This window comes from Streptosporangium sp. NPDC051022 (genome assembly GCF_040683035.1).
GTDB lineage: Bacteria > Actinomycetota > Actinomycetes > Streptosporangiales > Streptosporangiaceae > Streptosporangium.
Genome location: NZ_JBFBCF010000011.1, coordinates 188,879 through 213,866, shown reverse-complemented (window position 1 = coordinate 213,866; position 24,988 = coordinate 188,879). Strand labels below are relative to the sequence as shown.

Below are 24,988 nucleotides of genomic sequence, written 5' to 3'. Positions count from 1 at the left end.
GGACATGTGGCGGACGTCCGGTCTACGATTGCCACGTCCCTGGACGTCCCCCGGCTTTCCGGTAGGTGCGATGGCGAACGAGCGGTTGCGCACGGCGTTGCTCGAACGGGGAACCACCCTCGCGGAGCTGGCCGAGGCCGTCGAGGTCGACGCCAAGACGGTGGAACGGTGGATCACCCGGGACCGGATGCCCTACCGCAAGCACCGCTTCGCCGTGGCCAGGCTGCTGGGTGTCGAGGAGTCCTACCTGTGGCCGGAGGCGATGACCCCCGCCCAGACCGCGGCCGTCTCCGAAACCGAGATCGTCGCCGTCTACCCGCACCGCTGGGCCGTCCCCAAGGACGCCTGGGGACGCCTGTTCGCCGCCGCCCGCGAAAGAATCGACATACTGGTCTACAGCGGCATCTTCCTCGCCCAGGACACCGGCATCGTGCGCGTCTTCGCCGACAGGGCCGACGCGGGGGTCAGGATACGCATTCTGCTGGGCGACCCCGACTGCGCGCAGCTCGCCCAGCGCGGCATCGACGAGGGCATCGGCGACGACCTGGCCGCCCAGGTCAGGACCGCGCTCGTGTTCTACCGGTCGCTGCGTCGGCACGAGAACGTGGAGGTCCGCTTCCACGACACGGTGCTGTACAACTCCATCTACCGTGCCGACGACCAGCTCATGGTCAACGCCCACGTCTACGGCTCCTTCGCGTCCAACGCCCCGGTCATGCGGCTGCGCGAAGTGCCCGGCGGCACCATGGTGGCCACCTACGCCACCTGCTTCGAAGCCGTGTGGGACCGGGCCGTCCCGGTGGAGTCCTGAGTCATGGCCCGCCGGATCGACTGATCACGATCGTGTCGATGTGGTTGAACCTGGCGAAGATCGATGCCGAGCTGCTGGAGTCCGTACGGGCGGCCCCCGATCTGATCGGCACGCTCTTCTCCGACGACGGGCGGGCGCCCGCCGGATTCCGTCACGGGATCGACGTGTTCGAGGACGACTACCGGACCCTCGCCGCCGTCGCGGAGGGCAGGGCCGAGGCCGAGCACGGGACCACGCGGTGGGGAGGGTGTTATCCCTGGCTCGCGGCGGCGACCGGTGAGGACGGCGAGAACGACGTGGAGGAATACGAGCTCGGCTACGGCCCGGTGTTCATCCTTGATCCCGGCCGGGTGGCGGAGGTCGCGCGAGGTCTGATGGGGGAGGGGTGGGGGTTCGCCACCGCCCGGCGAGGTGCGGCGGAGGAGGCCTACGAGGGGTTCGAGGACCTCGGACCGTTCTACGCGGCGGCGGCACGAGAGGGCAAAGCCGTCGTGGGCGGGGTGAGCTGAGCCGGGATCTCCACGTGGCCGACGCGGCGACGGCGCCCGCCCACGATGATCCCGTACGGTCTCCGGGGCGGGGGAGGGCGGCGTGCCGATCAAGTTCCGCGAACACGGAGGCTGTCCCTATAGATCCTATATGATCTTCTATGTTATATTGGCCGCGTGTTCACCACCGACTCGACCGCAGGGACGGTACACGCACCGATGGCCACGCACACGTCGAGGGAAACGGTCGTCACCGTCACCGGTGAGGTCGAAGCGAACTCGCTTGGCACGGTACTTCCCCACGAACATCTTCTGAGCGACTTCGCCACGCCCGACGACACGGCCGAGTCCTGGGCGGCGGTGGGGCGCACACGGCCCACGGCCGCGAGCCGGATCCAGATCTACCGCGCACCGCTCACGATGGAGCTGCTCGGCGAGATCAGCCTGGGAGCGCCCAGCAGGGACAACTGGCTGCTCGGTGACGAGGAACTCGCCACGAGCGAGGCCGCCGCGTTCAAGCTCGCCGGAGGCGGCACGCTGGTGGACGTCACGAGCGTCGGTCTCGGCCGTGATCCGGCCGGCCTGCGCCGGATCTCCGAGGCGACCGGCCTCGCCGTCGTCATGGGCTCGGGCTGGTACCACCCGGCGTGGGTCGAAGGGCTCGCCGGCCGCGATGTCGAGAGCCTCACAGAGGAGATCGTCCGGGACCTCACCGAGGGCGTGGACGGGGTGCGCGCGGGCATCATCGGCGAGCTCGCGGCACTCGATCCGGAGGAGCCCGCCGAGCGCGCCGTCCTCGTCGCGGCGGCACGGGCCTCGGCGGCCACGGGCGCCCCGATCTCGCTCGACCGGTCCGGCGACCCCGTCACCCAGCAGCGCGTCCTCGACCTGCTCGCCGCGGAGGGCGCCGACCTCACGCGCGTCGCCGTCGGGCACTGCGACGCGCTCTCCCCGCGTCCCGACGAGCTCGAACCGCTCCTCGAACGCGGGGTGTTCGTGCAGTTCGACCAGATCGGCCGGCTGCCCTCGGTGCTCAACGTGTCCGACGACCAGGACGTCGCCACGGCCGTGGTCGAGCTCGCGCGCCGGGGCCACGCCGATCGGATCCTCCTGTCGCAGGACGTCTCCGCCAAGCTGCAGCTGCTGGCCTACGGCGGTGGCGGCTACGGCTTCATGCTTCAGCAGTTCGTCCCGTACCTGAGGATGTTCGGAGCCGACGACGCCCTCGTCGAGTCCGTCACCGTGCGGAACCCGAGGCGACTCCTCACCATCCCGACCCCGAAGGCAGATTCGTGAGCCGCTATCCCTTCGAGATCCCGAACATCGCCGGTAAGGCGCTCACCGTCACGGGTCCCGTGGACCCGGCGACGCTCGGGGAGACGCTCATGCACGAGCACGTCTTCGTCGACCTGAGGCGGCCGTCGCGGTTCCGCCGTCCGGGCGAGGACTCCCCCGAGGCCGCCGAGCCGCTCACGCTCGCCAACCTCGCGCGCACGCGCCACGGGGGCCCGAACGCCGACAACGACGTGATGGGCGACTTCGACGAGATGCTCTCGGAGGTGCTCGCCTTCGCCCACAACGGGGGAAGCACGATCGTCGAGGTCTCTCCCATCGGCGTGGGCAGGGACCCCGAGGCGCTCCTGCGGCTCTCCCGCGCGAGCGGGCTCAACGTCGTCATGGGCGGCGGCTGGTACACCCCGACCTTCCACCCGGCCGACATGGACGAGCGCCGCGTCGACGAGCTCACCGACATCATCGTGCGCGACATCGTGCTCGGGGCCGACGACACCGGCGTCCGCTCGGGCATCATCGGCGAGGTGGGCGCGGAGTCGGTGCCGCTGACCGGCAACGAGCTCAAGAGCGTACGGGCGAGCGGGCGCGCGAGCAGGATCACGGGCGCTCCCATCACGTTCCATTTCGGCGGCGTCGGTGAGGAGAAGTTCCAGGTCCTCGACATCCTCGAGGAGGAGGGCGTCGTCCCGGCGAACGTCGTCATGGGACACGGCATGGACGTCCTGTCGGGGCCGTCCTTCGCCGACCGTCTCTTCGCGCGCGGTGTCTTCGTGGAGTTCGACTTCATGGCCTCGCCCGGGAGCCCGTGGGGGCACCTTGTCCTCGGGAGCGATCACAAGGTCATCCGGGGCATCGCGGACCTGGTCGAGCGGGGCTACGCGAGCCAGATCGTGCTCGGCCACGACGTGTGCCAGAAGATCCAGCTCAAGAGGTACGGCGGCAAGGGATACGACTACATCCCGAGATACTTCCTGCCCGCTCTGCGCCGCCTCGGCGTGAGCGAGGAGGCCATCCACATGATCATGGTCGAGAATCCGGCGCGAGCGCTCACCTTCGTGGAACCGCGCTAGGGCCTGGATCACCCGTCCACAGTAATCCGACCATTCAACGAGGGCAGAACCATGACCGTCGCCCCAGTCCCCTTCGACCCGGCTCTGAAGGCGATCCTCGAGAGCATGCCTCGGTCGGAGGGGCCCGAGCCGTCGGCCGCCGAGGCCGTTTCGATGATGCGCGCGACCGGCGGGGGCATGCCCACGTTGTCGATCGCCGAGGTCATCGGTACGCGTGAGATCGACGTCGAGGAGCGTACGATCCCCGGGCCCGACGGTGCCCCGGATCTCGAGATCACCGTGCTGCGGCCGCGCCACCTGGACGCCCCGGTCCCGGGGCTCTACAACATCCACGGCGGCGGCATGATCAGTGGTCACCGCTACCAGGACACCCCGCGCCTCGCCGACCTCGTCGAGGAACTCGGCGTCGTCGCGGTCAACGTCGAGTACCGCCTCGCCCCCGAGAACCCCGACCCGGCCCCCGTCGAGGACTGCTACGCCGGTCTGAGGTGGATGTCGGAGAACGCCGCCGAACTCGGTGTCGACCCCCGGCGCATCGTCGTCATGGGCGGCAGCGCCGGAGGCGGCCTCTCGGCCGGGGTCGCCCTGCTGGCGCGCGACCGCGAGGGACCGCACCTGGCCGGGCAGCTGCTGCTGTGCCCGATGCTCGACGACGGCAACACGACCCCGGCGAGCCACCAGTACGACGGCATCGGCACCTGGCAGCGCGGGATGAACCTGCTCGCGTGGCGGGCACTGCTCGGCGAGAAGGCGGGCGACCCCGCGGCCGACGTGTCGATCTACGCCGCGCCCGCGCGGGCGACCGACCTGTCCGGCCTGCCGCCGGCGTTCGTCGAGGCGGGCAGCGCCGAACTGTTCCGCGACGAGGACGTGGAGTACGCATCCCGCATCTGGGCCGCGGGAGGACAGGCGGAGCTGCACATCTGGAGCGGGGGCTTCCACGGCTTCGACGTCTTCGCTCCCGAGCACGAGATGACGCGGGCCGCCCTCGCGGCACGCCTGTCGTGGCTCCGCCGCGTGTTCGATCTCGGCTGATCCTCTGTTCGTGACGTTCGCCGACCGAGGATGAGCGCTGGAATCCAGCGGCTTGCCCCGATCGTGCGGCAGTGGCGGGGCGGCGGGCCGACCGCCGTCCAACGGGCCGGGCGTCGCCGCGGCCCGGTCAGGCATGGCCGTCTCCGGCTCGTCTACCAGCGGTTTCGTACCGCCGGTGCGGTCGTCGCCGGGGGCGCGAGAGCGCGGCGGCGGGCTTCACCCGGCGCGATCACCACGATATGATCATCATGGTGCATCCGCGGCTCGGAACGCCGATCGTGCTCATCTGGGACACCCCCAACCGGCACGCGGCACACCGATGACCTGACGCGGCGGTTCGTCGCCGGCACCACCGACTGGCTGTGGATCTTCAGCCGCCTTCGTGTGTTTCCACTCTCAACCCGGTAGAGGGTCTCCTGCCGCCGTTCGGCCGCGGCATGCCGCCAACCCCGCGGTAACGGGCCCGGACCGGTTGACGCGTGTGACCGACGCGGGTTGAGGAGGATCCGGTACGGCCGTGGCCGATCGCCCGCCGCCCGGCAGGGACCGGTCCGGTCCGCACGCCGCCGTGACTCCGCGAACCGAAGATCAATGATCGCCTCGGGCCATGAGGCAGTGGCCCGCACGTGGCAAAGGAGCCCCCATGACTGAACCGTTGATTCTGGGAATCGCGGCATCGCACAACGGAGGAGCCTGTCTTCTCCGTGGTTCCGAAATACTTGTCGCCATGCAGGAGGAACGGCTCGCCCGGCAGAAGCGGATCTACCTCCAGCCCGCGGACCCCTCGCTCTCGGTGAGCTACTGCCTCGACAGCGCCGGAGTGACCATCGACGACGTCGACGCGGTCGTGGTCTGCACGCAGGAGCCGCAGGACAGCCGTGCGAACAGGCTCGAACTCAACCCCCAGCTGCGGCCGGCCGTCGAGAACGGCCGGGCCTACCCGGTCTCCCATCACTACGGGCACGCGGTGAGCGCCTTCTGCACGTCGGGCTACGACGAGGCGGCCATCCTCGTGATCGACGGGCTGGGCTCGCCCTGGGCCGACCTGTCCGAGGAGGAGCGCGCGGCCTGCGTCGGCGCCGAGGAGGGCTGGGAGTCGATCTCGATCTACCGCGCGAACGGGACCGGCATGGTCCCGGTGGAGAAGCAGCTCGCCGTCGACCTGTACGTGGAACCGGACGGCGAACGGTACCGCTGGGACCAGCCCCACACCGGCATGCCGCGCTTCCGCACGCTGGGCGGGATGTACTCGGCCGTGTCCTGGCAGCTCTTCGAGCACGGGCTCGAAGGACCGGGCAAGACCATGAGCCTCGCCGGGCTGAACGAGCCCAGCTTCCCCGTGTCGGCCTTCCTGGAGGTCGAGGAGTCCGGCCTCGTCACCTTCAGGGACACCGTTCCCGAGCACTTCACCGACGACGTCCGCTGGCCGGAGGGCGGCGACGCCTACACCGCGCTCGCGTCGTCGGTGCAGAGGGCGCTGGAGCACGCCGTCATCGCCCTGGCAGAGAGGGCGCTCGCCCTCACCGGGTGCACGCGCCTGTGCTTCGTCGGCGGTGTGGCGCTCAACGGCATCGTCAACGACATCCTCGCCAAGCGCCTGGGGCCGGAGAACTTCTACGTGATCCCGGCCGCCGAGGACAGCGGGACCGCAATCGGCGCCGCCTACGCGGGACTGTGGCGGCTGGGCGGCGGCCACCCTGCGGGCCGCGTCACCCACGACTTCCACGGCGCCCCGTACTCCAACGACGCCGTCCGCGCCCAGGCCGAGTCGAACCCCGTCGTCCGGTGGCGGGAGGAGCACGCGCCCGAGGAGGCGGCGGCCGCGCGCGTCGCCGACGGTCAGGTCGTGGGATGGTTCCGCGGCGGCGCCGAATTCGGTCCCCGCGCGCTCGGGCACCGGAGCATCATCGCCGACCCGCGGCGCGCCGAGAACAAGCTCCTGCTCAACACCAGGCTCAAGCGCCGCGAGGAGTTCCGTCCCTTCGCCCCGGCCGTGCTGGAGGAGTACGCCTCGGAGTGGTTCGACATCGAGGACGCGCCGGACGCCTCGCCGTTCATGCTGCGCGTGGCCGCGGTGCTGCCCGGCAAGGCGGACCTGATCCCGGCGGTCGTCCACACGGACGGCACCGCGCGGGTTCAGACGGTCTCGAAGGACAACAACCCCGACTTCTACCGGGTGATCGAGGAGTTCCACCGCCTCACCGGGGTGCCGATGCTTCTCAACACCTCGATGAACGGCCGGGGCGAGCCCATCGTCGAGCGCCCGTTCGAGGCCATGCAGCTCGCCGTGACGGCTCCTCTCGACGCCGTCTACTTCGAGGAGTCGGTCATCGAACCGCTCGAAACCGATGTGCCGCGGCTCGTGCCCCGGCACGTGGACGGCCTGGCCTTCATCGAGATGCCCGGGGCGGAGTTCATGCCGCTGGACGTGAGCATGCAGTACGACTGCGCGGTCAGCGTCCCGACCCGGTGGGGGTCCGTCGTGCACCGGCTGGACAAGCGGGCGCAGCGCATCCTTGAGGCGGTGGACGGCGAGCTCAGCGTCGCCGGGCTCGGTTTCGAGACGGGCGACGTCGTACGGCTGCAGCGCATCGGGCTCCTGGAGTTCAGGCCGCGCCCGTCCTGAACGCGGACGTGAGGACGCCCCCGAACGCGGACGTGGAGGCGTCCCCGGACGGGGGCGCGCAGACGTCCCTGAACGTGGGCGGGGAGGCGCCGTGACACCGGTGATCGCCTGACGGTCGCCGGATGTCCGGCCGTACGCCCGGCCGGGGTTCACCGGCCGGGGTTCACCGGCAGGGCGCCGCTCCTTCCGCGACCGTCCCGCTCCTTCCGTGACAGGCCGAGTGTGATCCAGTTAGCGGGATATTTACTGTTAGTAAAGTTTCCTTTATATTTGGGTCTTACCCCCCAGCGAAGGAAGCACGACATGCGCAGATTGATCACAGTCTTATCGACCGCGGTCATCGCGGTCGCGTCCGTGGTGTTCGTCGCCTCGCCTGCCCTGGCGCACGGCTACATCACCTCCCCTCCCAGCAGGCAGGCCCTCTGCGCCCAGGGGAAGGTCGCCAACTGCGGCCAGATCATCTGGGAGCCGGCCAGCGTCGAGGGCCCCAAGGGACAGCGCAACTGCAGCGGCGGTGACGCCCGCTGGTCCCCGCTCGACGACGACAGCAAGGCGTGGCCGGTCACCAACGTCGGTAACTCGATCACCTTCAACTGGCGCATCGAGGCCCGGCACGCCACCAGCACGTGGGAGTACTTCGTCGGCGGCACCCGCATCGCGGTGTTCGACGACAAGGGCAGGGTGCCGGGCTCAACGGTCTCCCACGTGGTCGACCTGGGCGGCCGTACCGGCCGTCTCAAGATCCTCGCCATCTGGAACGTCGCCGACACGGCGATGGCCTTCTACAACTGCGTCGACGTGAAGGTCGGCAACGGCCCCGACCCGACGCCCACCCCCACCCCGACCGTCACGCAGACCCCGACCCCCACCCCGACCGTCACGCAGACCCCCACCCCGACCCCGACCGTCACCACCACCCAGGGACCGGCCACCCCCTGGACCGCCGGCACCGTCTACACGGCGGGTGCTCAGGTGACCTACAGCGGTGCCACCTACCAGTGCCTCCAGCAGCACACCGCGCTGCCCGGCTGGGAGCCGCCGAACGTTCCGGCGCTCTGGAAGCGGCTGTGAGCCGGTAACACACGGCGACAGTGAACGACACCGGCGCTCCTCTTCCGGAGGGGCGCCGGTTTCCTGTCCGGGGCCGGGCCCGGACCATGCCGCGTGGTCAGCTCCAGGTGGCGCGCGCGAGCAGGCCGGACAGTTCCCTGTGGTCCCGCAGGTCCACCACCAGGATCTTCGAGGTGGGCAGGAACCACTCCCGCTGCGTGAAGGTCACCTTCCGTCCCGAGCTGCCCTGCGCCTCGCAGTAGCCGGGCCAGGCGGCGTACCGCGCCTGGTGACCGCGCCCGACCTGCCGCACCTCCCGCGAGGCCGCTTTGTTCCCGAGCACCGCGAGGCCGGGGCCGCCGAACGGGCATGACGGCTGGCTGAGGGTGGGCACGTAGCTGTTCTTCCCGGTGTAGCCCCACTCGGCCAGCGACTTGGGACCGATCACCCGGAATCCCCGGCAGGCGGCGTAGAAGTACTCGGGATCGGTGCACGCACCGGTCGTCACCAGGGCCGTGTCCCCGTAGCGGCGTACCTTCCAGGTGGACGGGATCCTCAGGTTCATGCCCCGGAAGGAGAAGATCTTGGTGCCCGTGGCGGACGTGGCCGCCGAGTCCGACGAGATCCCGGCCGCCGGCGTCCCGCTCCCGGTCCGGGCTGCGGTCCCGGTCCCGGCTGCGGTCGCGGTCCCGGGCGCGGCCGAGGCGGCGGCGGGGGCGGCCAGTACGGCGGCGGCGGACAGGACGGCCAGGGCGAAAGATCGCTTTCTCATGCCCCGGAAGCTACCGAGCGCCGCTTGTCGATCACTTGTGGCCGGACGGTGGAACGAGCGGAGACGGGAGGGTTACGCTCGCTCCGTGACGGCTCTGTGGGAACCCGCGACGGCGGGCGTGCTGCGACTGCCCTCGGGCCGGCTCGTCCGCGGCCGAGGGCTGCGACACCCCCTTCCGGCGGGACCGGAGCCCGACTTCGCGCTGTACCTGCTGGGTCACGAACCACCCCCTGTTCCCTGGGAGGCCCGCTGGCTCCGCTGGCCGGACTTCTGGCTGCCGTCCGACCGCGCCGCCGCCGGGGACGCGCTGCGCGAGGCGTGGGAACGTGCCGGGAGCGAACGCGTCGAGATCGCCTGCGGCGGCGGACGCGGGCGGACCGGTACGGCGCTGGCCTGCCTCGCCGTACTGGACGGGGTGCCCGGCCGGCGGGCGGTCGCCTACGTCCGCGAGCACTATGCCTCACACGCCGTGGAGACCCCCTGGCAGCGCCGCTTCGTGGCCCGCTTCCGGTAGTCCGCCCCACCGCGGGACGCCGGACGCGTCCCCGCGGCAGGTTCCGAACCGGCCGCGGATCGGCGGTGGACACGTGCCGGGGCGATCTGTCACCATTCCTGACATGATCCTTGGAAAGGACGACGCCACCTTCATTCGGTGAGCGCTCTTGTGCGGCGGGAAGCCGCAGAAATCCGCGAGGAATGGCTGGGCCTGGCGCTGTCGACGCTGCCCGCCGACCGTCCGGCCGCAGAGGCCGCCATCTCCGGGCTGTACCACCTGATCGGGCTCGGACCACCACGTTTCCACTGGGTCGCGTCACCGCTCGCGGCCCTGGAGACCGTACCGCCGGGCGCGCACCCGCGCCCCGCGGAGACCGTCGACCGCCTGGTCGAATGGTCGCTGCCGCCCCGGTTCTCCGCGCTGATGAGAGAGCTCTGCCGCGACCTGGACACCCAGGTCAGGTGGGTTCACCAGCCGATGGACCAGCTGATCCGCCATGAGGTCCGCGGCTCGCTCTCACGATCCGTCGACGGTTCGCTCGCCATGGCGCTCCGGGCGGCGCACGACTCGCGCCACCGTATGGAGACCGGCTGGTACGGCACGCAGTGCGTCTCCTGGATCGCCCACTACGACGCCCTCCGCAGGGCGGCCGGCGTGGTCTTCGCCCCCGAGCGGCTCCGGCGGCTCGACCTGTGGGCGGCGGTGGCCCGGTCGTGCGGCTGGTGGTGGCCGCGCGAGGACGTCTGCGTCGTCTCCGAGCGGCACGTCGCCGTGCACACCGAGGTGTGCGGCGACGACGGCGAGGTGTGGCTGCACCGACCGGACGGCCCCGCGATGCGTTACGCGGACGGGTGGGACGTGCACGCCTGGCACGGGACGCGGGTCCCCTCCTGGGTGATCACGGATCCGAGCGTCCAGCGGATCGCCGGGGAGACCAACGTCGAGGTCAGGCGGTGCGCGATCGAGCACATCGGCTGGGCGGCCTACATCGACCGGGCCCGGTTGCGGCCGGTCGCCTCCGCGCCGGACCCCGGCAACCCCGGTGCGGAACTGCGGCTCTTCGACATGCGGAAGGAGACGAGGGTGCTCCTGGCCGTCAACGGGTCCGTGGAACGCGACGGGCGCCGCCGGTGGTACGGGCTGACCGTGCCGGGCTTCTTCGACGATCCGATCGCCGCCGCCGGCTGGACCTACGGGTTGTCCGCCGAGCAGTACTCCCTCCTTGTCCGCCGAACCTGAGGTGACCTCCATGACTGTGACTCTCGCTTCGCTCTCCAGGCAGACCGGACTCGCCGTGCTCGACCATCTTGAGCAGTCGGTGAGCATCCCCGTCGTCGACGGGCTCCACGCCCAGGGCGACCTCATCGTCATCCCGCTCTCCGTCGTCGCGCCGTCCGTGCGGACCTGGTCCCACAGCGTCTGGACGGACGTTCCCCCGGAAGGGGTCGAACTGCTTCGGGGCGCGGCCGGGGGCAACCCGCACACGCTCGTCGCCGACCCGGGCACCTGCCGGTGGACGACCGACGTGACGGACCCCCTCTGGCTGGCGATCGGCGTCTTCGAGACCTCGGCCGCCGCCTACCTGCTGCATCCCGAGCACGGGGCCACCGGCTGCGCGCCGGGCACCTACGTCGTCCGGCGGCAGCGCGAGCACGAAGGACACAGGGCACGCCTTGTCGCTGACTGAGCTGACTGAACGGTCTGAACGGGCCGATCCCGGCGTGCCCGGCGGGCTTCGCCGTAACCCGGCGAGGCCCGCGTGCCGGGCGGTCCGGGTGTGCCGGACGCCTTCGTCCGGCACACGGCCCGAGGTCAGCTCCAGGTCGCGCGCTTGAGCACGTCCGGCAGCCCCGGGGTGTTCCAGACGTCCACCACCAGGATCTTCGAGCTGGGCAGGAGCCACTCCCGCTGGGTGAAGCTCATCGTTCGCCGGTTGCCGTTGTTCGTCACGCACTGGTTGGGCCAGGCGGCGTACCGCGCCTTGTGCCCGCGTCCGACCGGGCGCAGGCCCGTCGAGGTGGCCTTCTCGCCCGGGAACCAGCTGGTCTTGGCGTTGAAGGGGCAGGGGATCACCCCGCTGAAGGGATGGAACTGCTGCTCACCCGTATAGGTGAGGAGGCCGCCCCCGACCGGGACCTTGATGTACGCCTTGGGGCCGAACACCCAGAAGCTCTGGCAGTTCGAGGCGAAGGGCTCCGGCCTCTGGCACTTTCCGGTCACCACCGTGACGCGGTCCCCGTCACGGTACGCCTTCCAGCCCGCGGGGATCCGCAGGTTCATGCCCCGGAAGGAGAAGACGCCGGTCTTCGACGCCGACGAGCCCGAGGAACCCCCGGCCGTCGGAGCCGTCGGCGCGGCCGAGGCCGCCGCCGGGGCGGCGAGTACGGCGGCGGCGGTCAGGACGGCGAAAACAGAAGATCGCTTTGTCATGCCGGGAAAGCTACCGGTCCCCATTTGTCGATCTCTGCACTTTTGGTTGCATCTCACTGCCGCCGCCGCGACGGCTTCCCCCTCTGCGACGGCCTCCTCCTCCGCCCGCCTCCGGCAGGGGCCGCGCCGTCGGCTCGCTGGGGCGTGGCCGTTTATCGTTTCGGTAGGGAAACATGTCCTGATATATGCGGTTTATGAGGGGATGTCCGGCTGTCAGAATCGTCGGCACAGGGCGGACCGAACAGGGAGTGCTAACGTGCCGAACACCGCGACGGCCCCGGTCGCAGACTGGTTCACGCTGGACCAACTCGACGCCGACCCCTATCCGATATACGCGCGGTTGAGGCGCGAGGCGCCGATCGCCTGGGTGCCGGCGATGCGAAGCTATTTCCTCACCAGCTTCCAGGCGTGCCGTGATGTGAACCTCGACCAGGAGGTCTTCACCGCGACCCGGGAGCACACGCGCCGATACTCGATGGGCGCCAGCATGCTCCACAAGGACGACCCCGAACACGCGGCCGAGCGGAAGGCGTTCGGCGGCGTGCTCAAGCCCAATGCGATCGCGCGGGACTGGAGTCGTGTTTTCGAGTCGAACGCGCGGAAGTATCTCGCCGATTTGCGTGACGCCGGCCCCGGCGCGGACCTGGTCGAAACCTTCTCCGGCCCGTTCGCCGCCGACTGCCTCCGTGAAATGCTCGGTTTTCGCAACGTCGGCCACCACGACGTGCACCGGTGGTCTCAGGCGATCATGGACGGCAACAGCAACACCGACGACGATGACGACGTGTGGGAGCGGTACCGCCGCAGCGGCGAGGAGATCGACGAGGCCCTCGACGAGATGATCCCGCTCCTGCGCGCCGAGCCGGACGGCTCGCTCATCTCCGCGCTGGTCAACGGCCCCGAGCCGATGAGCCTGGAGTCGATCCGGGCGAACGTCAAGATGACCGTCGGCGGCGGGGTCAAGGAACCGCGCGACGTGCTGGTGATCGCGCTGTGGGGGCTGCTGAGCCACCCGGACCAGTTCGCCCAGGTCAGGAACGACCCGGGCATCGCCACGCTGGCGTTCGACGAGGCGGTGCGGTGGGTGTCCCCGATCGGGATGTACCCGCGGAAGGCGACACGGGAGACGGAACTGGCGGGGGTGAGCCTGCCCGCCGACGCCAACCTCAGCGTCGTGATCGCCGCGGCCAACCGTGACGAGACGGTGTTCGACAACGGCGAGGAGTTCGACATCAACAGGGAGCGCAAGCCCCATCTCGCCTTCGCCAACGGGGCGCACATCTGCGCCGGCCAGCACGCCGCCAAGGCGATGATCGGCCGGATCGCGCTGCCGATGCTGATCTCCGGGCTCCCCGGGTTGCGGCCGGCCGAGGACACCGAGCCGCGTAGCGGCGGGTGGATCTTCCGCCGCATCTACGAACTCCCCCTCGCGTGGGACGTGTGAGCATGGCGAAGATCGTTTATCGGTACGGCGACGGCACGAGGCGGGTCGTGGAGCGCGACACCCCGGCGTCGGTCATGCGTGCCGCGGTGGAGGCCGGTGTCCCGGGCATCGTCGGGGAGTGCGGCGGGCAGACGATGTGCGCGACCTGCCACGTGTACGTCGACGACGGCTACGTGGACCGCCTTCCCGCCGTCGGCGACGACGAGGAGGAGATGCTGGAGTGCACGGCCGCGCCACGGGACGCGGCCCGCAGCCGCCTGAGCTGCCAGATCGTCGTCGGCGCCGGTCTCGACGAGATCGAGGTCGACGTACCGGACACCCAGATCTGATGACGGTTCACGGACATCGCGGCGGACGCGTGGTCATCGTCGGAGCCGGGGCGGCGGGTGTCCAGCTCGCCGACTCCCTGCGCTCCGGCGGGCACGAAGGGGCCATCGTCCTCATCGGTGACGACCCCGCGCTGCCCTACCAGCGGCCGCCGCTGTCCAAGGAGTACCTGGCCGGGCCGGACCCGGCGGTGGGGTTCCCGCTGCGCGGCGAGTCGTTCTACGCCGACCACGGCATCGAACTCCGCCGGGGAGAGACCGTCGCCGAGATCGACGCCGGCCGCCGTCACGCGGTGCTGGACGGCGGCGAGCGTGTGGAATACGACCACCTGGTGCTGGCCACGGGCGCCCGGAACCGGGCCCTGGACATTCCGGGGAGCGGTCTTTCGGGCGTGATGTCGCTGCGCACGCTCGCGGACGCGGACCGGCTCCGGCGGCGGCTGGCGGCGGCCGAGCGGGTCGTGGTGCTGGGTGCCGGGTTCGTCGGGCTGGAGGTCGCGGCGGCGGCGCGCCTTCGGGGGGTGGAGACCGTCGTGTTCGAGAGCGCGGCCCGGCCGATGGCGCGGATCGCCAGCCCGGTGCTGTCGGAGTACGTCGCCCGGGCCCACGCCGAGATGGGCGTCGAGCTGCGCTGCGGCCGGTCGGTCACCGAGATCGTCGGCACCGGCGGCACCGGCGGCACCGTGACGGCGGTACGGACGGACCAGGGCGAAACGCTGGAGACCGACCTGGTGCTCGTCGGCGTCGGCGCGGCGCCGGCGGACGAGCTGGCGCGCCGCGCCGGTCTCGCGGTGGAGAACGGGATCCGCATCGACGACCGCTTCCGTACCGGCGGTCCGGGGATCTGGGCGATCGGCGACTGCGCGAGCTTCCCGGACCCCTACTCCGGCCGCAGGCTGCGGCTGGAGTCGGTGCAGAACGCCTCCGCCCAGGCGAGGACCCTGGCGCGGATCATGCTCGGTGACGACGTGCGGTACGACGAGGTCCCGTGGTTCTGGAGCAACCAGGGGTCGATCCGGCTGCAGATCGCCGGAGTGCGTTTCGACGGGGACAGGGCGCTGCCCCTGGGGGACCCCGCCACCGGGTCGTTCTCGGTGCTGTCCTTCCGGGAGGACAGGCTGGTGGCCGTCGAGTCGGTGAACCGGCCGCGGGACCACGTGTCGGCGCGGCGGGCGCTGACCCGGCGGCTGTCCCTGCGGCCCGAGGAGATCGTCGCCGGATTCGACCTCGGCGCCCACGTCAGCGGCACGCCGGCGTAGCGCCGGAGGCGCCGTCAACGCCCGGCGACGTCGTCAACGCCCGGCAATGCCGTCAACGGCCGGCGACGCCGTCAGTGGTCGGCGACGTCGTCAGTGGTCGGAGAGGCGCCGTCAACGGCCGGGCGGCTCCGGCGGTATGCCCCCGGAGCCCCACTCAAGGGCGGTCGCGTATTCGATCAGCTCCCGGACACGGCGGGCGAGGCGCACGCGCGACGGCCAGACCATGACCACCCTCACCGGCCTGGCCGGTGGTGACAGCTCCTTGACGACGACGGGGAGCCCCTCGTGGCTGCGGTCGTTGTGCGAACGCTGTACGGACACCGCGTATCCCATGCCCCGTCCGACGAGGGCGCGGGTCAGCTCGAAGCTGGTGGTCGTGTGGCCCCTGGTGACCGTGAGCCCCCGGTCGTGGAAGACGGAGAGCGTGTGCTCCTGGCTCACCGGTGTGCTCGGGAGGATGAGCGGCTCGTCGACGAGTTCGGCGAGGTCGACCGTCGGCGCGGACGCCAGCCGGTGGTTCTCCGAGAGCAGGACGTAGGGGTGCGCCTCGTACAGGACGACGCGGTCGAGTCCGGCCGAGAGGCTCCACTCGTAGGCGACGCCGGCGTCGAGCGCGCCCGTGCGCAGCTTGCTCTGCAGTACGTCCTGGTCGCACTCGACGAAGTCGAGCCGCACCCGCGGGTGCAGGTCGCCGAATCCCTGGAGCAGCCGCGGGAGCACGATCGACGCCAGGGGCACGTAGCAGCCGAGCATGATGGGGCCGGCCAGCTCGGTGCTCGAACACGTCACGCTGAGCTCCGCCGCGTCGCGGAGCACCAGTTTGGCCTGTTCCAGGGCGCGGACCCCGCTGGCCGTCAGCGTCACCCCGCGCGCCTTGCGGCGGACGAACAGCTGGGTGTTGAGGGTGCGTTCGAGCTCGGTCAGGGCGGCGGAGAGGGCGGACTGCGACACGTGCAGCTTGTCGGCCGCGTGGAAGATGCTGCCCGCTTCGGCCGCGGCCACGAAGTAGCTCAGTTGACGCAGAGTGAAGTTCATCCATCCCTCATTGACGGGCCGACCCTCGAACCCGCATCGTATGCGATCCTTTCGGCCGCTCGTCCGGGCTCGTCCGGGCTCGCGCTCCGGCGGCGTACGCTCCGGCATCGCCGTGAGACGCCCGTTCCCGGCCCGGCCGGCCTCACGGCCGTGCCCCCCGGGCCGGGAACGGGCGCCTGGCTACGGCGTCCGCATCCGCGGCGCCTTTGTGAAGGGCGTCGCGGTACGGTGCCGGGCCCGCAGGCGCTGGAGCGCGTTGAGCGCTCGCACGCGCGGGTCGACGGTGGCGCGCAGGCTGGAGCCGAGAAGGTTGAGAAAGAAGACGCAGACGAGCAGCGCCACGCCCGGGAAGATCACCAGCCAGGGGGCCACGGTCAGGTAGTCGCGTCCATCCGAGATCATGTTGCCCCAGGTGGGCGTCGGCGGCGCGATTCCGAGGCCGAGGAAGCTCAGCGCGCCGTCGATCAACATGCTCATCGCGGAGATGATCACCAGTTGCACGACCGCGAGGGGCAGCACGTTGGGGCAGACGTGTTTGAGCAGGATCTTCCAGGCGGGCACTCCGGCGGCGCGCGCCGCGTCGATGTAGTTGCGCCGGCTCACGCTCAGTGCCCGGCTCCGGATGACGCGGGCGACCAGGGGGGTGAACACGATCGTCAGCGCCAGCAGCTCGGTGGACATGCTCGGTCCGAGCGCGACGGCGAGCGACATGGCGAGCACGATCCCGGGGAAGGCCATGCCGGCGTCCACCAGCCGCATGAGCACCGCGTCCGCCGTCCGGAAGAACCCGCTGACCATTCCGATCAGCAGGCCGAGCGTACCGGCGCACAGGGTGATGAGCGCGGCGAGACCCAGCGAGTACCGGCCTCCGGTGACAAGACGGCTCAGCACGTCGCGCCCGTAGGAGTCCGTGCCGAACGGGTGCGACCAGCTCGGCGGCAGGAGCCGGTTGGACGGGGCGATCATCCGGGTCGACGGCAGGACGAGCGGCAGCAGCGCGACCGCCACGACCATCGCCCCCAGGACGGCGACCGACACGGTCAGCGCCCGGTTGCGCCGGACGAAGTCCCCGAACCTGTGCATCTGTGGTCTCACGAAACTCGAACCTTCGGGTCGATCAGGGCGTAGGAGAGGTCGACGAGGAGGTTGACGACGACGAACAGGAGCGTGACGAACAGGGTCACGCCCTGCACCAGGGGATAGTCCCTGGTCGAGATCGCCTGGAGGGCCAGGGAGCCGAGACCGGGGATCACGAACACGGTCTCCACGATCACGACGCCGCCGACGAGCGTGGCGAAGTGGCCGCCCATGACCGTGAGGATCGGCATCAGCGCGTTGGGCAGCGCGTGCCGGAGGGCCACCCTGGTCTCGCTCAGGCCCTTCGAACGAGCGGTGCGCAGATACAACTGCGACATCTCGTTCGCGACGCTCTCCCGGAGGAAGATGAGGTAGACGGCGGCGTCGCTGATGACCAGCACGGCGACGGGCAGGACGAGATAGGGGAGCGCCGCGAGCGGGTCGGTGAGCAGGTCCGCGTATCCGCTCGGGGGGAACCACCGCAGGACCATCGCGAAGACCAGGATGACGATGAGCGCGACCCAGAACTGCGGGAGCGCCATGCCGAGCGAGGTCGTCTGGGTCACCGAGCGGGCCGCCAGGCTCCGCGGGCGGACGGTGCCCCACAGCGTGATCGCCAGCGCGACGGTGAAGCTGATCACCGTGCTGAACAACGCCAGGGTGAGGGTGGGGGCGATGTGCCCGGTGATCACCGGCAGGACGGGGGCGGAGAAGGTGATCGAGGTGCCGAGGTCTCCGGACAGCACCCGGCCCAGCCAGGCGACGTACTGTTCGTACCACGTCCCGGACAGGCCGAGGCTGTCGCGCAGTACGGCGAGCTGCTCGGGACTCGCGGTCTCACCCAGGATCGACACGGCGGGATCGCCGGGCACGAGCCGGATCACGACGAACATGACGGTCCCGACCACCCACAGCACGATGACCAGGTCTCGCGCGCGCCGGAGCAGGATCTTGAGCATTTTCCGTTTCCTCCCGGATCACTTGCCGGCCGGGTCCGGCGTGGCCGGGGCACTGATCGTGAGCTTGGGGTTCGCCTGGAGCAGCCGTCTGGTGTACGGATGGGCCCGCGGGGAGAGGATGGCGTCGGGGCGGTCGACCTCGACGAGCTCGCCCTGGTACATCACGCCGATGCGATCCGCCACGGAGAGCACCAGGCTGAGGTTGTGGGTGATGAAGACGAAGCTGAGCCGCCGTTCCCGCTTCAGGTCCAGCAGCAGGTTCATGACCTGGCCCTGGACGGAGACGTCGAGGGCGGAGGTGGGCTCGTCGGCCACGATCAGCTCGGGCTCGGGTGCGATGGCTCGGGCGATGGCCACCCGCTGGCGTTGTCCGCCGGACAGCTGGCCCGGCAGCCTGTGGGCCGTGGAGGCGGGCAGCCCCACCTCGTCGAGCAGTTCCAGCACCCGTCTGTCGAGCGCGTCTCCGCGCAGCGGGGTGAGCTCTCGCAGCGGTTCCTTGATGATGGCCGAGACGGTGTAGCGCGGGTCGAGCGAGCTCTGCGGGTCCTGGAAGACGATCTGCACCCGCTGACGGAAGGACCGCTTGGCGCCCTGGACACCACGGTCGGTGAGCACGATGTCCTCGCCGACGGCGATGTTTCCCGAGGAAGGCCGTTCGAGTCCGGCGATCATGCGTCCGAGCGTCGTCTTGCCGGAGCCGGACTCGCCGACGAGGCCGAAGAACTCGCCCTGGGCGACGGAGAACGACAGGCTCCTGGCCGCGTGCACCTGCTGTGATCTCCGGCTGAGGCGGCCGCCGGTGCCGAAGACCTTGCTGACGTCCCGGACTCGGAGAACGGGCGGCGCCGTGCCGGGATCGCCGGACGGCGCCGGCGGGCCGGGGAGCACCGGGGCCTCGACGTCGACCGGCTCGGTCGCGGGGTGCAGGCAGGCGACCTGGGAACCTCCGACGAGGGCGAGACTCGGCTCCTCCTCGGCGCACCGCCGGGTGACGCGCGGGCACCTGGGGGCGTAGAGGCAACCGGGAAACCGTTCCGCCGGACCGGGCACCGATCCGGGAATCGACGGCAGGCCGCCGGTCCTGCGCACCTCCGCCTGCGGCACGCAGTCGAGCAGGGCACGGGTGTAGGGGTGCCGGGGCGTGGTGAGCACGTCGGCGGCGGGGCCGACCTCGACGAGGCGCCCGCCGTACATGACCGCGATGCGGTCGGCCATCTCGGCGGCGACGGCCATGTCGTGGGTGATGAACACGCATGCCATGCGGTGCTCTCGTCGCACCCGGCGGAACAGCTCCAGGATGTCCGCCTGGGTGGTGACGTCGAGCGCGGTGGTGGGTTCGTCGGCCAGCAGCAGGTCCGGGTCGGACATGAGCGCCATGGCGATCATGACGCGCTGCTGCATGCCGCCCGAGAGCTGGTGGGGATAGAGCGCCATGATGCGGTCGGTGTCCGCCAGGCCGACCTCGGTCAGGAGACCGCGCGCCTTCTGTTCCGCCCGCTCCGCCGCGCCCGGTGTTCGCGCGCGGCGGCCGCGCACGCCCTCCGCCGCGTGGTGGGCCTCGATGAGCTGCCTGCCGATCCGCTGCGACGGGTTGAGGGACTCCAGGGCCTCCTGGAAGATCATGCCTATCCGGCGCCCGCGATATCGGCGCATGTCCTCGTCGGGCAGGGCGACGATGTCGGTACCGTCGACCCTGACCTCTCCGCTCGTCCGCACCGGGGCGGCGAACTCCAGCAGCCGCATGATGGACAGCGCGGTCACGGTCTTGCCGCTGCCGGACTCGCCGACGATGCAGAGCGTCTGGGCTCGGTCCAGCGTCACGGAGAGGTGGTGGACGAGTTCGAGTTCCGTCGTGTCGGTGCTGAGGGCGATCGACAGGCCGCGCACGTCGAGGAGGGGCGTTTCAGGGGCGTCGGGCATGGTGCTCCTCGGTGCGGGGGCGTCCGCCTGCGCTGCACATGTTTGCCGTTATCGGCATGATCGTCACTCTTCTCCCAGCACAGGTGGATTGGTGCGTAAGAAGACTGTGTCATCCAACTTTCCCTTGGTAAACCAGATAAAAGTGTTCCTCTTCCTCGACTGAGTCGAGGAAGTCGTCGAGCCGGATCGGGGCCGGTGCGCTGTGATCCCACGCTCTCCTCGGCTCAGTCGAGGATTCTGTACGGTTTTTTTCGGTTTATTGCGCGGAACCGATATGCGACATTGCAGGCAATCTCGGCTGCTGCGGCGACCGGAAGTCCCATCACACGTCTCAGGAGCGAAGGAGAATCCGTGAGAACAGCACCCCGGTCCCGCCGATACGCGTTGTCGATCTCGGCACTGGTGGCGGTTTGCGCGCTGGTCGTGGCCGGCTGTACGGGCCAGAGCACGACGGCCTCACCGGCCGGCGGGCAGGGACCCGTCAAGGGCGGGAACCTCAACGTCGCGATCCCCAACGACCCGGGCTCGCTGGACTTCGTCGCGAAGCCCAACCTCCTGGCCGCCCACATGGGCGACATGATCTTCGAGAAGCTGTTCGAGGTCGACAGGAACTACGAGGCGCGGCCCATGCTCGTCGACACCTACGAGCGCAGCGAGGACGGCCTGACCTACACCTTCACCCTCCGCAAGGACGTCACCTTCCACGACGGCACGCCGCTGACCTCCAAGGACGTCGTCGCCAGCATGAAGCGCTGGTTCACCGGCCACCCGACCGGAAAGCTCATCGCCAAGCAGGTCGACGACGTCAAGGCGGTGGACGAGCACACGGTGCGGTTCCTGCTCTCGAAGCCGCGCTACGGCCTGATCAAGGAGCTCACCACGTCGTCGGCGGCCATCTACCAGGCGAAGTCCCTGGAGGGCCTGAGCGCGAACGGGCTGGCGACCGACCAGGTCATCGGCACCGGCCCGTACCGGCTCAAGACGTGGGACGTGGGGCAGAAGATCGTCTTCGAGCGTTACGACAAGTACGCCTCGCGCGGTGAGGAGGACTGGGGCGGCCAGGCCGGGGCCAAGCACGCCTACCTGGACACCGTCACCTATCTCGTCGTCTCGGACGCGGACGCGCTGGTCAACGGCCTGAAGGCCGGACGCTGGGACTACGCCATGCCCTCCAACGAGAAGTACGACCTGCTCAAGGCCGACCCCTCGCTCACCGTGGCCACCTGGAGCTCCGGCAACGTGAACTTCATCCTGCCCAACCGGAACCCCGCCTCGATCTTCAGTGACGTCCGCGCCCGTCAGGGACTCAACCTCATCCTGAACAAGCCGGAGCTGAACGCCGTCGGCGGCGGCAGCAAGGACATCACCACGCTGACCGGCTCCTACGCCATGCCCGCCAACAAGGGAATGCACTCCACCGTCGGCGCCGACCGGTTCCAGGCGAACGACCCGGCCGAGGGCAAGAAGCTGCTCGAACAGGCCGGGCTGAAGCCCGGACAGGTCCTGCGGATCGTGACGACCAAGGCGTACCCGCAGCTGTCCCAGTGGGCGGTCGTCATCCAGCAGGAACTGCAGGAGGTCGGCGTCGAGGCCAAGATCGAGACCTACGACTTCACCGCCATGCTGGCGACCACGATGACCCGTCCCACCGAATGGGACATCTCCATGATGATGTACAACGGCAGCATGACCACGCCGGCGCAGTTCGCGCTGATGCAGGGGTTCGACGAGAAGGGGCAGGCGAAGATCGCCGCCTACGACCAGGCCGTGGACGAGGCCGGGGCAAAGGCAGCCGTGGACGACCTGCAGACCTACATCTGGGACCAGTTCCCGGGCATCGCCATCAGCCAGTCGAACTTCTACGCCGCGTACACGTCCAAGCTGCACGGCTACGACAACTTCTACCGCATCTTCTGGAACGCCTGGATCACGCGCTGATCAGCGCCTGGACGGACACCGGGGGTCCCCGCCGGAACCGGAACCACTCCGGCGGGGACCCGCACCGACGCGGCCCGCGGGCCGCGTCGGCCCGGACTGAAGCAGCCCGGACCGAAGCGGGCGCGGGTGCGCGTTCACCACGGCGGAGGAGGAGTGCGATGACGCGGACACCTGATCGGCGGGCGCGGCGCGGGGCCCCGGATCCCAACGGTTCCCCGGAACCGAGGCCCGGTGCCGGAATGTGGGACAAGCGGGATCGGATGGACCTCGACGAGGCGGTGGGACACCTCTGGCTCGACAGGGATCTCGACAGGGATCTCGGCAGGGACCTCGACAAGGACCTCGGCGGGGCCGCCGACAAGGACCTCGGCAGGGACCTCGGGAGGGACCTCAACGGTGGCCTGGGCAGAGGCCTTGACGGGGACCTTGTCGGGGACAGGGCCCGTACCGGCGCTCGAACGGCCACGAACACGGTGGGGGACGGAGAGGCGCGGCACTAGCCGTTTCTGAAGCGACGGAAGAAGGAGCGTCTCTCGCGAGGAGGCTCGGGGGCCCGGGCGGGCTTCTCCTCGACGGGCCGACGGGTACGCCAGTCGGCGAGGACCTCCTCGACGTCGATGAGCGGCTGGACGAGTGGCGGGCCTGACAGGGATTTTCCGTAGCTCTCGCGGATCTTGTCGTTGATGTCCCCGATGATCCGGCGAGCCTCGGCCTCCGTCCGGGCGTCCACCGCCGCCGCCCGGGACTCCTCGGCCTCTTTACGCAGCGCGAGCGTCCCCGGCAGCGGGAACGACAGGTTCTCCGCCTGCATCTTCTGCTTGATCCACCACATCTCGTCATGTGGTCTGCCCTCGCCGGGGAGGGGCCTGCCCGTGCCGGGCAGATCGTCGAACTCCCCGCGCTCGGTGGCCTCGCGAATCTGCCGGTCGATCCACGTCTCGAAGCTGACTCCCGGTGGTTTGCGTTCCGTCACGACCTCACCTCCCGCGCGGCGATCAGCGTCACTTCCGAGGATAACCAAGGGATACCCGCGGCGGCCGTTCCTTCCGAGGTTGGAGCGCCGCCCCGGCCGGAAGGCCTGTCCGCGCCTGAACCCGCCCGCCTCCTCGCCGGCGAGGACGTACGGTCACCCGCCCGCCGACTCCTGACAACGACCCGCCGTCCGGGCTGACCGCTCCATTTACTGTTAGGAAACTTTCTTTTATATTCGAGTTACCCCCAGCGAAAGAAGCAGAGATGAGAAGAATCATCACGCTCCTGTCGGCGGCGGTGGTAACCGCCGCGACCGTGGTGTTCGTGGCTCCTGCGGCCTCGGCGCACGGGTACATCTCGTCGCCGCCCAGCCGGCAGGCCATGTGCGCCGAGGGCCGCGTCTCCAACTGCGGCGACATCATCTGGGAGCCCCAGAGCGTCGAGGGCCCCAAGGGACTGCGGAACTGCAGCGGCGGCGATTCCCGCTGGGCTCCGCTCGACGACGAGCGCAAGGCCTGGCCAGCCACCAGCGTCGGTGACACGGTCACCTTCAAGTGGCTGATCGAGGCCCGGCACGCCACCAGCACCTGGGAGTACTACGTCGGCGGCACCCGGATCGCGCTGTTCGACGACCGCGGCAGGCAGCCCGGATCCACCGTCTCCCACACGGTGAGCCTGGGCGGCAGGACGGGCCGCATCAAGGTGCTCGCCATCTGGAACATCGCCGACACCGAGAACGCCTTCTACAACTGCGTCGACCTCCAGGTCGGCAACGGTCCCGACCCGACCCCCACCCCCACGGTGACGCCCACCCAGACCCCCACGGTGACGCCCACCCAGACCCCCACGGTGACCCCGACCTTGACCCCGACCGTGACCCCGACCGTGACCCCGACGGTGACGCCCACCCAGACCCCCACCCAGACCCCGACCTTGACCCCCACGTCGCCCGTCGGGAACTGGGCCGCGGGCACCGCCTACACGGCCGGTGCCCAGGTGCTCTACAGCGGCGTCACCTACAGGTGCCTCCAGGCGCACACCGCGCTGCCCGGTTGGGAGCCGCCGAACGTCCCGGCGCTCTGGCAGCGGCTGTGATCCGATCCTCCGGTGGCCGGGGCCGATGACTTCCGGCCTCGCCCGCGCGGGCGGATCATCCGGTGGATCACCGGAGACCGTTCCGCGCGGGACCGGGGACGCAGCACGAGCAGCCCGGTTCGCAGGAACAGCCGGCCTCGCTCCCGGTCGGGGGCGAGGCCGCTGAGGACGGGCTCGGAATCGGGGCCGCCGAGAACGAATCCGAGGACGGGGCCGGGCGGGCGCAGCAGGTGTCGCCCCGCCATGCCTCGCGTCCCTCTTTGACCGCCACGGCGGCGATAACCAGGGCGGCCAGGGGGTCGGCCCAGGACCAGCCGAGCAGGCTGTTGAGCAGAAGCCCGACCAGGAGCACGCCCGACAGGTAGGTGCACAGCATGGTCTGCCTGGAGTCCGCGACCGCGCTCGCCGAACCGAGCTCGCGACCGGCGCGACGCTGGGCGGCCGACAGGAACGGCATGACCGCCAGGCTGAGCGCGGCGATCACGATTCCCGCGGTGGAGTGTTCGGCCTCGGCGGCACCGGTGAGGGTCAGGACCGAGTCGAGCGTGACGTAGGCGGCGAGGGCGAAGAACGACAGCGCGATGACGCGCAGGGCCACCCGCTCGCGTGCCTCCGGATCGCGGCCGGAGAACTGCCAGGCGACCGCGGCGGCCGAGGCGATCTCGATCACGGAGTCGAGGCCGAACGCGACGAGCGCCCCCGACGACGCGATCGTGCCCGCGGTGACGGCGACGACCGCCTCGATCACGTTGTAGGTGATCGTGGCGGACACGAGGAGCCGGATCCGGCGATGTAACGCCGCCCGGCGGGCGGGACTCGGGCCGAGATCGTGGACGGTCACGCGCGTTCCCCTCCCGGTGTGTCGTCCTGCTGCCGCGCGGGGATTCCCGGT

At 70.3% G+C, this 24,988-nt stretch carries 24 protein-coding genes; 16 read left to right on the top strand and 8 right to left on the bottom strand.

Translation table 11 applies throughout. The annotated features are described in order from the left end of the window. Positions 1 to 70 precede the first annotated feature (70 nt). The 7 genes from AB0N02_RS20220 (at position 71) to AB0N02_RS20190 (ending at position 8,394) form a co-directional block, all read left to right on the top strand. Complete coding sequence (locus tag AB0N02_RS20220; RefSeq protein ID WP_363948544.1) at positions 71 to 811, top strand: helix-turn-helix domain-containing protein; 741 nt, start codon at positions 71 to 73, stop codon at positions 809 to 811. 38 nt (positions 812 to 849) lie between these two features. Beyond that, positions 850 to 1,320, top strand: coding sequence for a hypothetical protein (locus tag AB0N02_RS20215; RefSeq protein WP_363948541.1), 471 nt, complete (start codon positions 850 to 852; stop codon positions 1,318 to 1,320). A gap of 156 nt (positions 1,321 to 1,476) precedes the next feature. After that, positions 1,477 to 2,595 carry a phosphotriesterase gene (locus AB0N02_RS20210; RefSeq protein ID WP_363948538.1) on the top strand — a complete coding sequence of 373 codons (1,119 nt, stop codon included), beginning with the start codon at positions 1,477 to 1,479 and terminating at the stop codon, positions 2,593 to 2,595. Next, complete coding sequence (locus tag AB0N02_RS20205; protein ID WP_363948536.1) at positions 2,592 to 3,662, top strand: aryldialkylphosphatase; 1,071 nt, start codon at positions 2,592 to 2,594, stop codon at positions 3,660 to 3,662. The genes AB0N02_RS20210 and AB0N02_RS20205 overlap by 4 nt, the downstream gene beginning before the upstream one ends. A 51-nt stretch (positions 3,663 to 3,713) precedes the next feature. Beyond that, positions 3,714 to 4,697, top strand: coding sequence for an alpha/beta hydrolase (locus AB0N02_RS20200; protein ID WP_363948533.1), 984 nt, complete (start codon positions 3,714 to 3,716; stop codon positions 4,695 to 4,697). A 643-nt stretch (positions 4,698 to 5,340) separates the two neighbouring features. Then, complete coding sequence (locus AB0N02_RS20195) at positions 5,341 to 7,323, top strand: carbamoyltransferase C-terminal domain-containing protein (RefSeq protein WP_363948530.1); 1,983 nt, start codon at positions 5,341 to 5,343, stop codon at positions 7,321 to 7,323. Positions 7,324 to 7,626: 303 nt separating this feature from the next. Then, complete coding sequence (locus AB0N02_RS20190) at positions 7,627 to 8,394, top strand: lytic polysaccharide monooxygenase (protein WP_363948527.1); 768 nt, start codon at positions 7,627 to 7,629, stop codon at positions 8,392 to 8,394. 97 nt (positions 8,395 to 8,491) lie between these two features. Here the strand turns inward: AB0N02_RS20190 and AB0N02_RS20185 are convergent, their stop codons facing one another. After that, complete coding sequence (locus AB0N02_RS20185) at positions 8,492 to 9,145, bottom strand: hypothetical protein (RefSeq protein ID WP_363948525.1); 654 nt, start codon at positions 9,143 to 9,145, stop codon at positions 8,492 to 8,494. 85 nt (positions 9,146 to 9,230) lie between these two features. Here AB0N02_RS20185 and AB0N02_RS20180 point away from each other — a divergent pair, with 85 nt between their 5' ends. From AB0N02_RS20180 to AB0N02_RS20170, 3 genes are all read left to right on the top strand, one after another. After that, positions 9,231 to 9,659: a protein phosphatase gene (locus AB0N02_RS20180; protein WP_363948523.1), complete on the top strand. Its 429-nt coding sequence runs from the start codon at positions 9,231 to 9,233 to the stop codon at positions 9,657 to 9,659. Between the two features lie 138 nt (positions 9,660 to 9,797). Continuing rightward, a complete protein-coding gene (locus AB0N02_RS20175) occupies positions 9,798 to 10,880 on the top strand; it encodes a DUF6745 domain-containing protein (RefSeq protein ID WP_363948520.1) in 1,083 nt (360 codons plus the stop codon). 10 nt (positions 10,881 to 10,890) lie between these two features. Next, entirely contained in the window at positions 10,891 to 11,328 is a 438-nt protein-coding gene (locus tag AB0N02_RS20170; protein ID WP_363948517.1) for a hypothetical protein, read from the top strand. Between the two features lie 125 nt (positions 11,329 to 11,453). On the opposite strand, the gene AB0N02_RS20165 is transcribed toward AB0N02_RS20170, so the two are convergent. After that, positions 11,454 to 12,071: a hypothetical protein gene (locus AB0N02_RS20165; protein ID WP_363948514.1), complete on the bottom strand. Its 618-nt coding sequence runs from the start codon at positions 12,069 to 12,071 to the stop codon at positions 11,454 to 11,456. A 256-nt stretch (positions 12,072 to 12,327) separates the two neighbouring features. Here AB0N02_RS20165 and AB0N02_RS20160 point away from each other — a divergent pair, with 256 nt between their 5' ends. From AB0N02_RS20160 to AB0N02_RS20150, 3 genes are read left to right on the top strand one after another with little or no spacing between them, the layout of a single operon-like run. After that, positions 12,328 to 13,515: a cytochrome P450 gene (locus tag AB0N02_RS20160; RefSeq protein WP_363948511.1), complete on the top strand. Its 1,188-nt coding sequence runs from the start codon at positions 12,328 to 12,330 to the stop codon at positions 13,513 to 13,515. A gap of 2 nt (positions 13,516 to 13,517) precedes the next feature. Continuing rightward, positions 13,518 to 13,844 carry a 2Fe-2S iron-sulfur cluster-binding protein gene (locus AB0N02_RS20155; RefSeq protein WP_363948508.1) on the top strand — a complete coding sequence of 109 codons (327 nt, stop codon included), beginning with the start codon at positions 13,518 to 13,520 and terminating at the stop codon, positions 13,842 to 13,844. Beyond that, positions 13,844 to 15,100, top strand: coding sequence for an FAD-dependent oxidoreductase (locus AB0N02_RS20150; protein ID WP_363948506.1), 1,257 nt, complete (start codon positions 13,844 to 13,846; stop codon positions 15,098 to 15,100). The genes AB0N02_RS20155 and AB0N02_RS20150 overlap by 1 nt, the downstream gene beginning before the upstream one ends. Before the next feature lie 111 nt (positions 15,101 to 15,211). Here the strand turns inward: AB0N02_RS20150 and AB0N02_RS20145 are convergent, their stop codons facing one another. From AB0N02_RS20145 to AB0N02_RS20130, 4 genes are all read right to left on the bottom strand, one after another. Continuing rightward, positions 15,212 to 16,135, bottom strand: a complete 924-nt coding sequence (locus tag AB0N02_RS20145) for a LysR family transcriptional regulator (RefSeq protein WP_363948503.1) — start codon at positions 16,133 to 16,135, stop codon at positions 15,212 to 15,214. A 180-nt stretch (positions 16,136 to 16,315) separates the two neighbouring features. Continuing rightward, entirely contained in the window at positions 16,316 to 17,230 is a 915-nt protein-coding gene (locus tag AB0N02_RS20140) for an ABC transporter permease (RefSeq protein ID WP_363948501.1), read from the bottom strand. Beyond that, the gene (locus tag AB0N02_RS20135; RefSeq protein ID WP_363948498.1) at positions 17,227 to 18,171 is read right to left on the bottom strand and encodes an ABC transporter permease; all 945 of its coding nucleotides are present in this window, start codon (positions 18,169 to 18,171) and stop codon (positions 17,227 to 17,229) included. Before AB0N02_RS20135 ends, AB0N02_RS20140 begins: the two co-directional genes overlap by 4 nt. A gap of 18 nt (positions 18,172 to 18,189) precedes the next feature. Continuing rightward, positions 18,190 to 20,091 carry an ABC transporter ATP-binding protein gene (locus tag AB0N02_RS20130; RefSeq protein WP_363948495.1) on the bottom strand — a complete coding sequence of 634 codons (1,902 nt, stop codon included), beginning with the start codon at positions 20,089 to 20,091 and terminating at the stop codon, positions 18,190 to 18,192. A gap of 351 nt (positions 20,092 to 20,442) precedes the next feature. Here AB0N02_RS20130 and AB0N02_RS20125 point away from each other — a divergent pair, with 351 nt between their 5' ends. Together AB0N02_RS20125 and AB0N02_RS20120 are read left to right on the top strand one after the other, a co-directional pair. Further along, entirely contained in the window at positions 20,443 to 22,029 is a 1,587-nt protein-coding gene (locus tag AB0N02_RS20125; protein ID WP_363948492.1) for an ABC transporter substrate-binding protein, read from the top strand. Positions 22,030 to 22,187: 158 nt separating this feature from the next. Beyond that, positions 22,188 to 22,529 (top strand): hypothetical protein, encoded by a 342-nt coding sequence (locus AB0N02_RS20120; RefSeq protein ID WP_363948489.1) that lies wholly within the window; start codon positions 22,188 to 22,190, stop codon positions 22,527 to 22,529. Here the strand turns inward: AB0N02_RS20120 and AB0N02_RS20115 are convergent. After that, positions 22,526 to 23,002 (bottom strand): DUF1992 domain-containing protein, encoded by a 477-nt coding sequence (locus AB0N02_RS20115; RefSeq protein WP_363948486.1) that lies wholly within the window; start codon positions 23,000 to 23,002, stop codon positions 22,526 to 22,528. The two genes, AB0N02_RS20120 and AB0N02_RS20115, sit on opposite strands and share 4 nt — an antisense overlap. 263 nt (positions 23,003 to 23,265) lie before the next feature. Between AB0N02_RS20115 and AB0N02_RS20110 the strand changes: the two genes are divergently transcribed. Beyond that, positions 23,266 to 24,096 (top strand): lytic polysaccharide monooxygenase, encoded by an 831-nt coding sequence (locus AB0N02_RS20110; protein ID WP_363948483.1) that lies wholly within the window; start codon positions 23,266 to 23,268, stop codon positions 24,094 to 24,096. A 67-nt stretch (positions 24,097 to 24,163) separates the two neighbouring features. Here the strand turns inward: AB0N02_RS20110 and AB0N02_RS20105 are convergent, their stop codons facing one another. Beyond that, on the bottom strand, positions 24,164 to 24,937 hold the full coding sequence (locus tag AB0N02_RS20105; RefSeq protein WP_363948480.1) for a cation transporter: 774 nt from the start codon (positions 24,935 to 24,937) through the stop codon (positions 24,164 to 24,166). Positions 24,938 to 24,988: the final 51 nt, after the last annotated feature.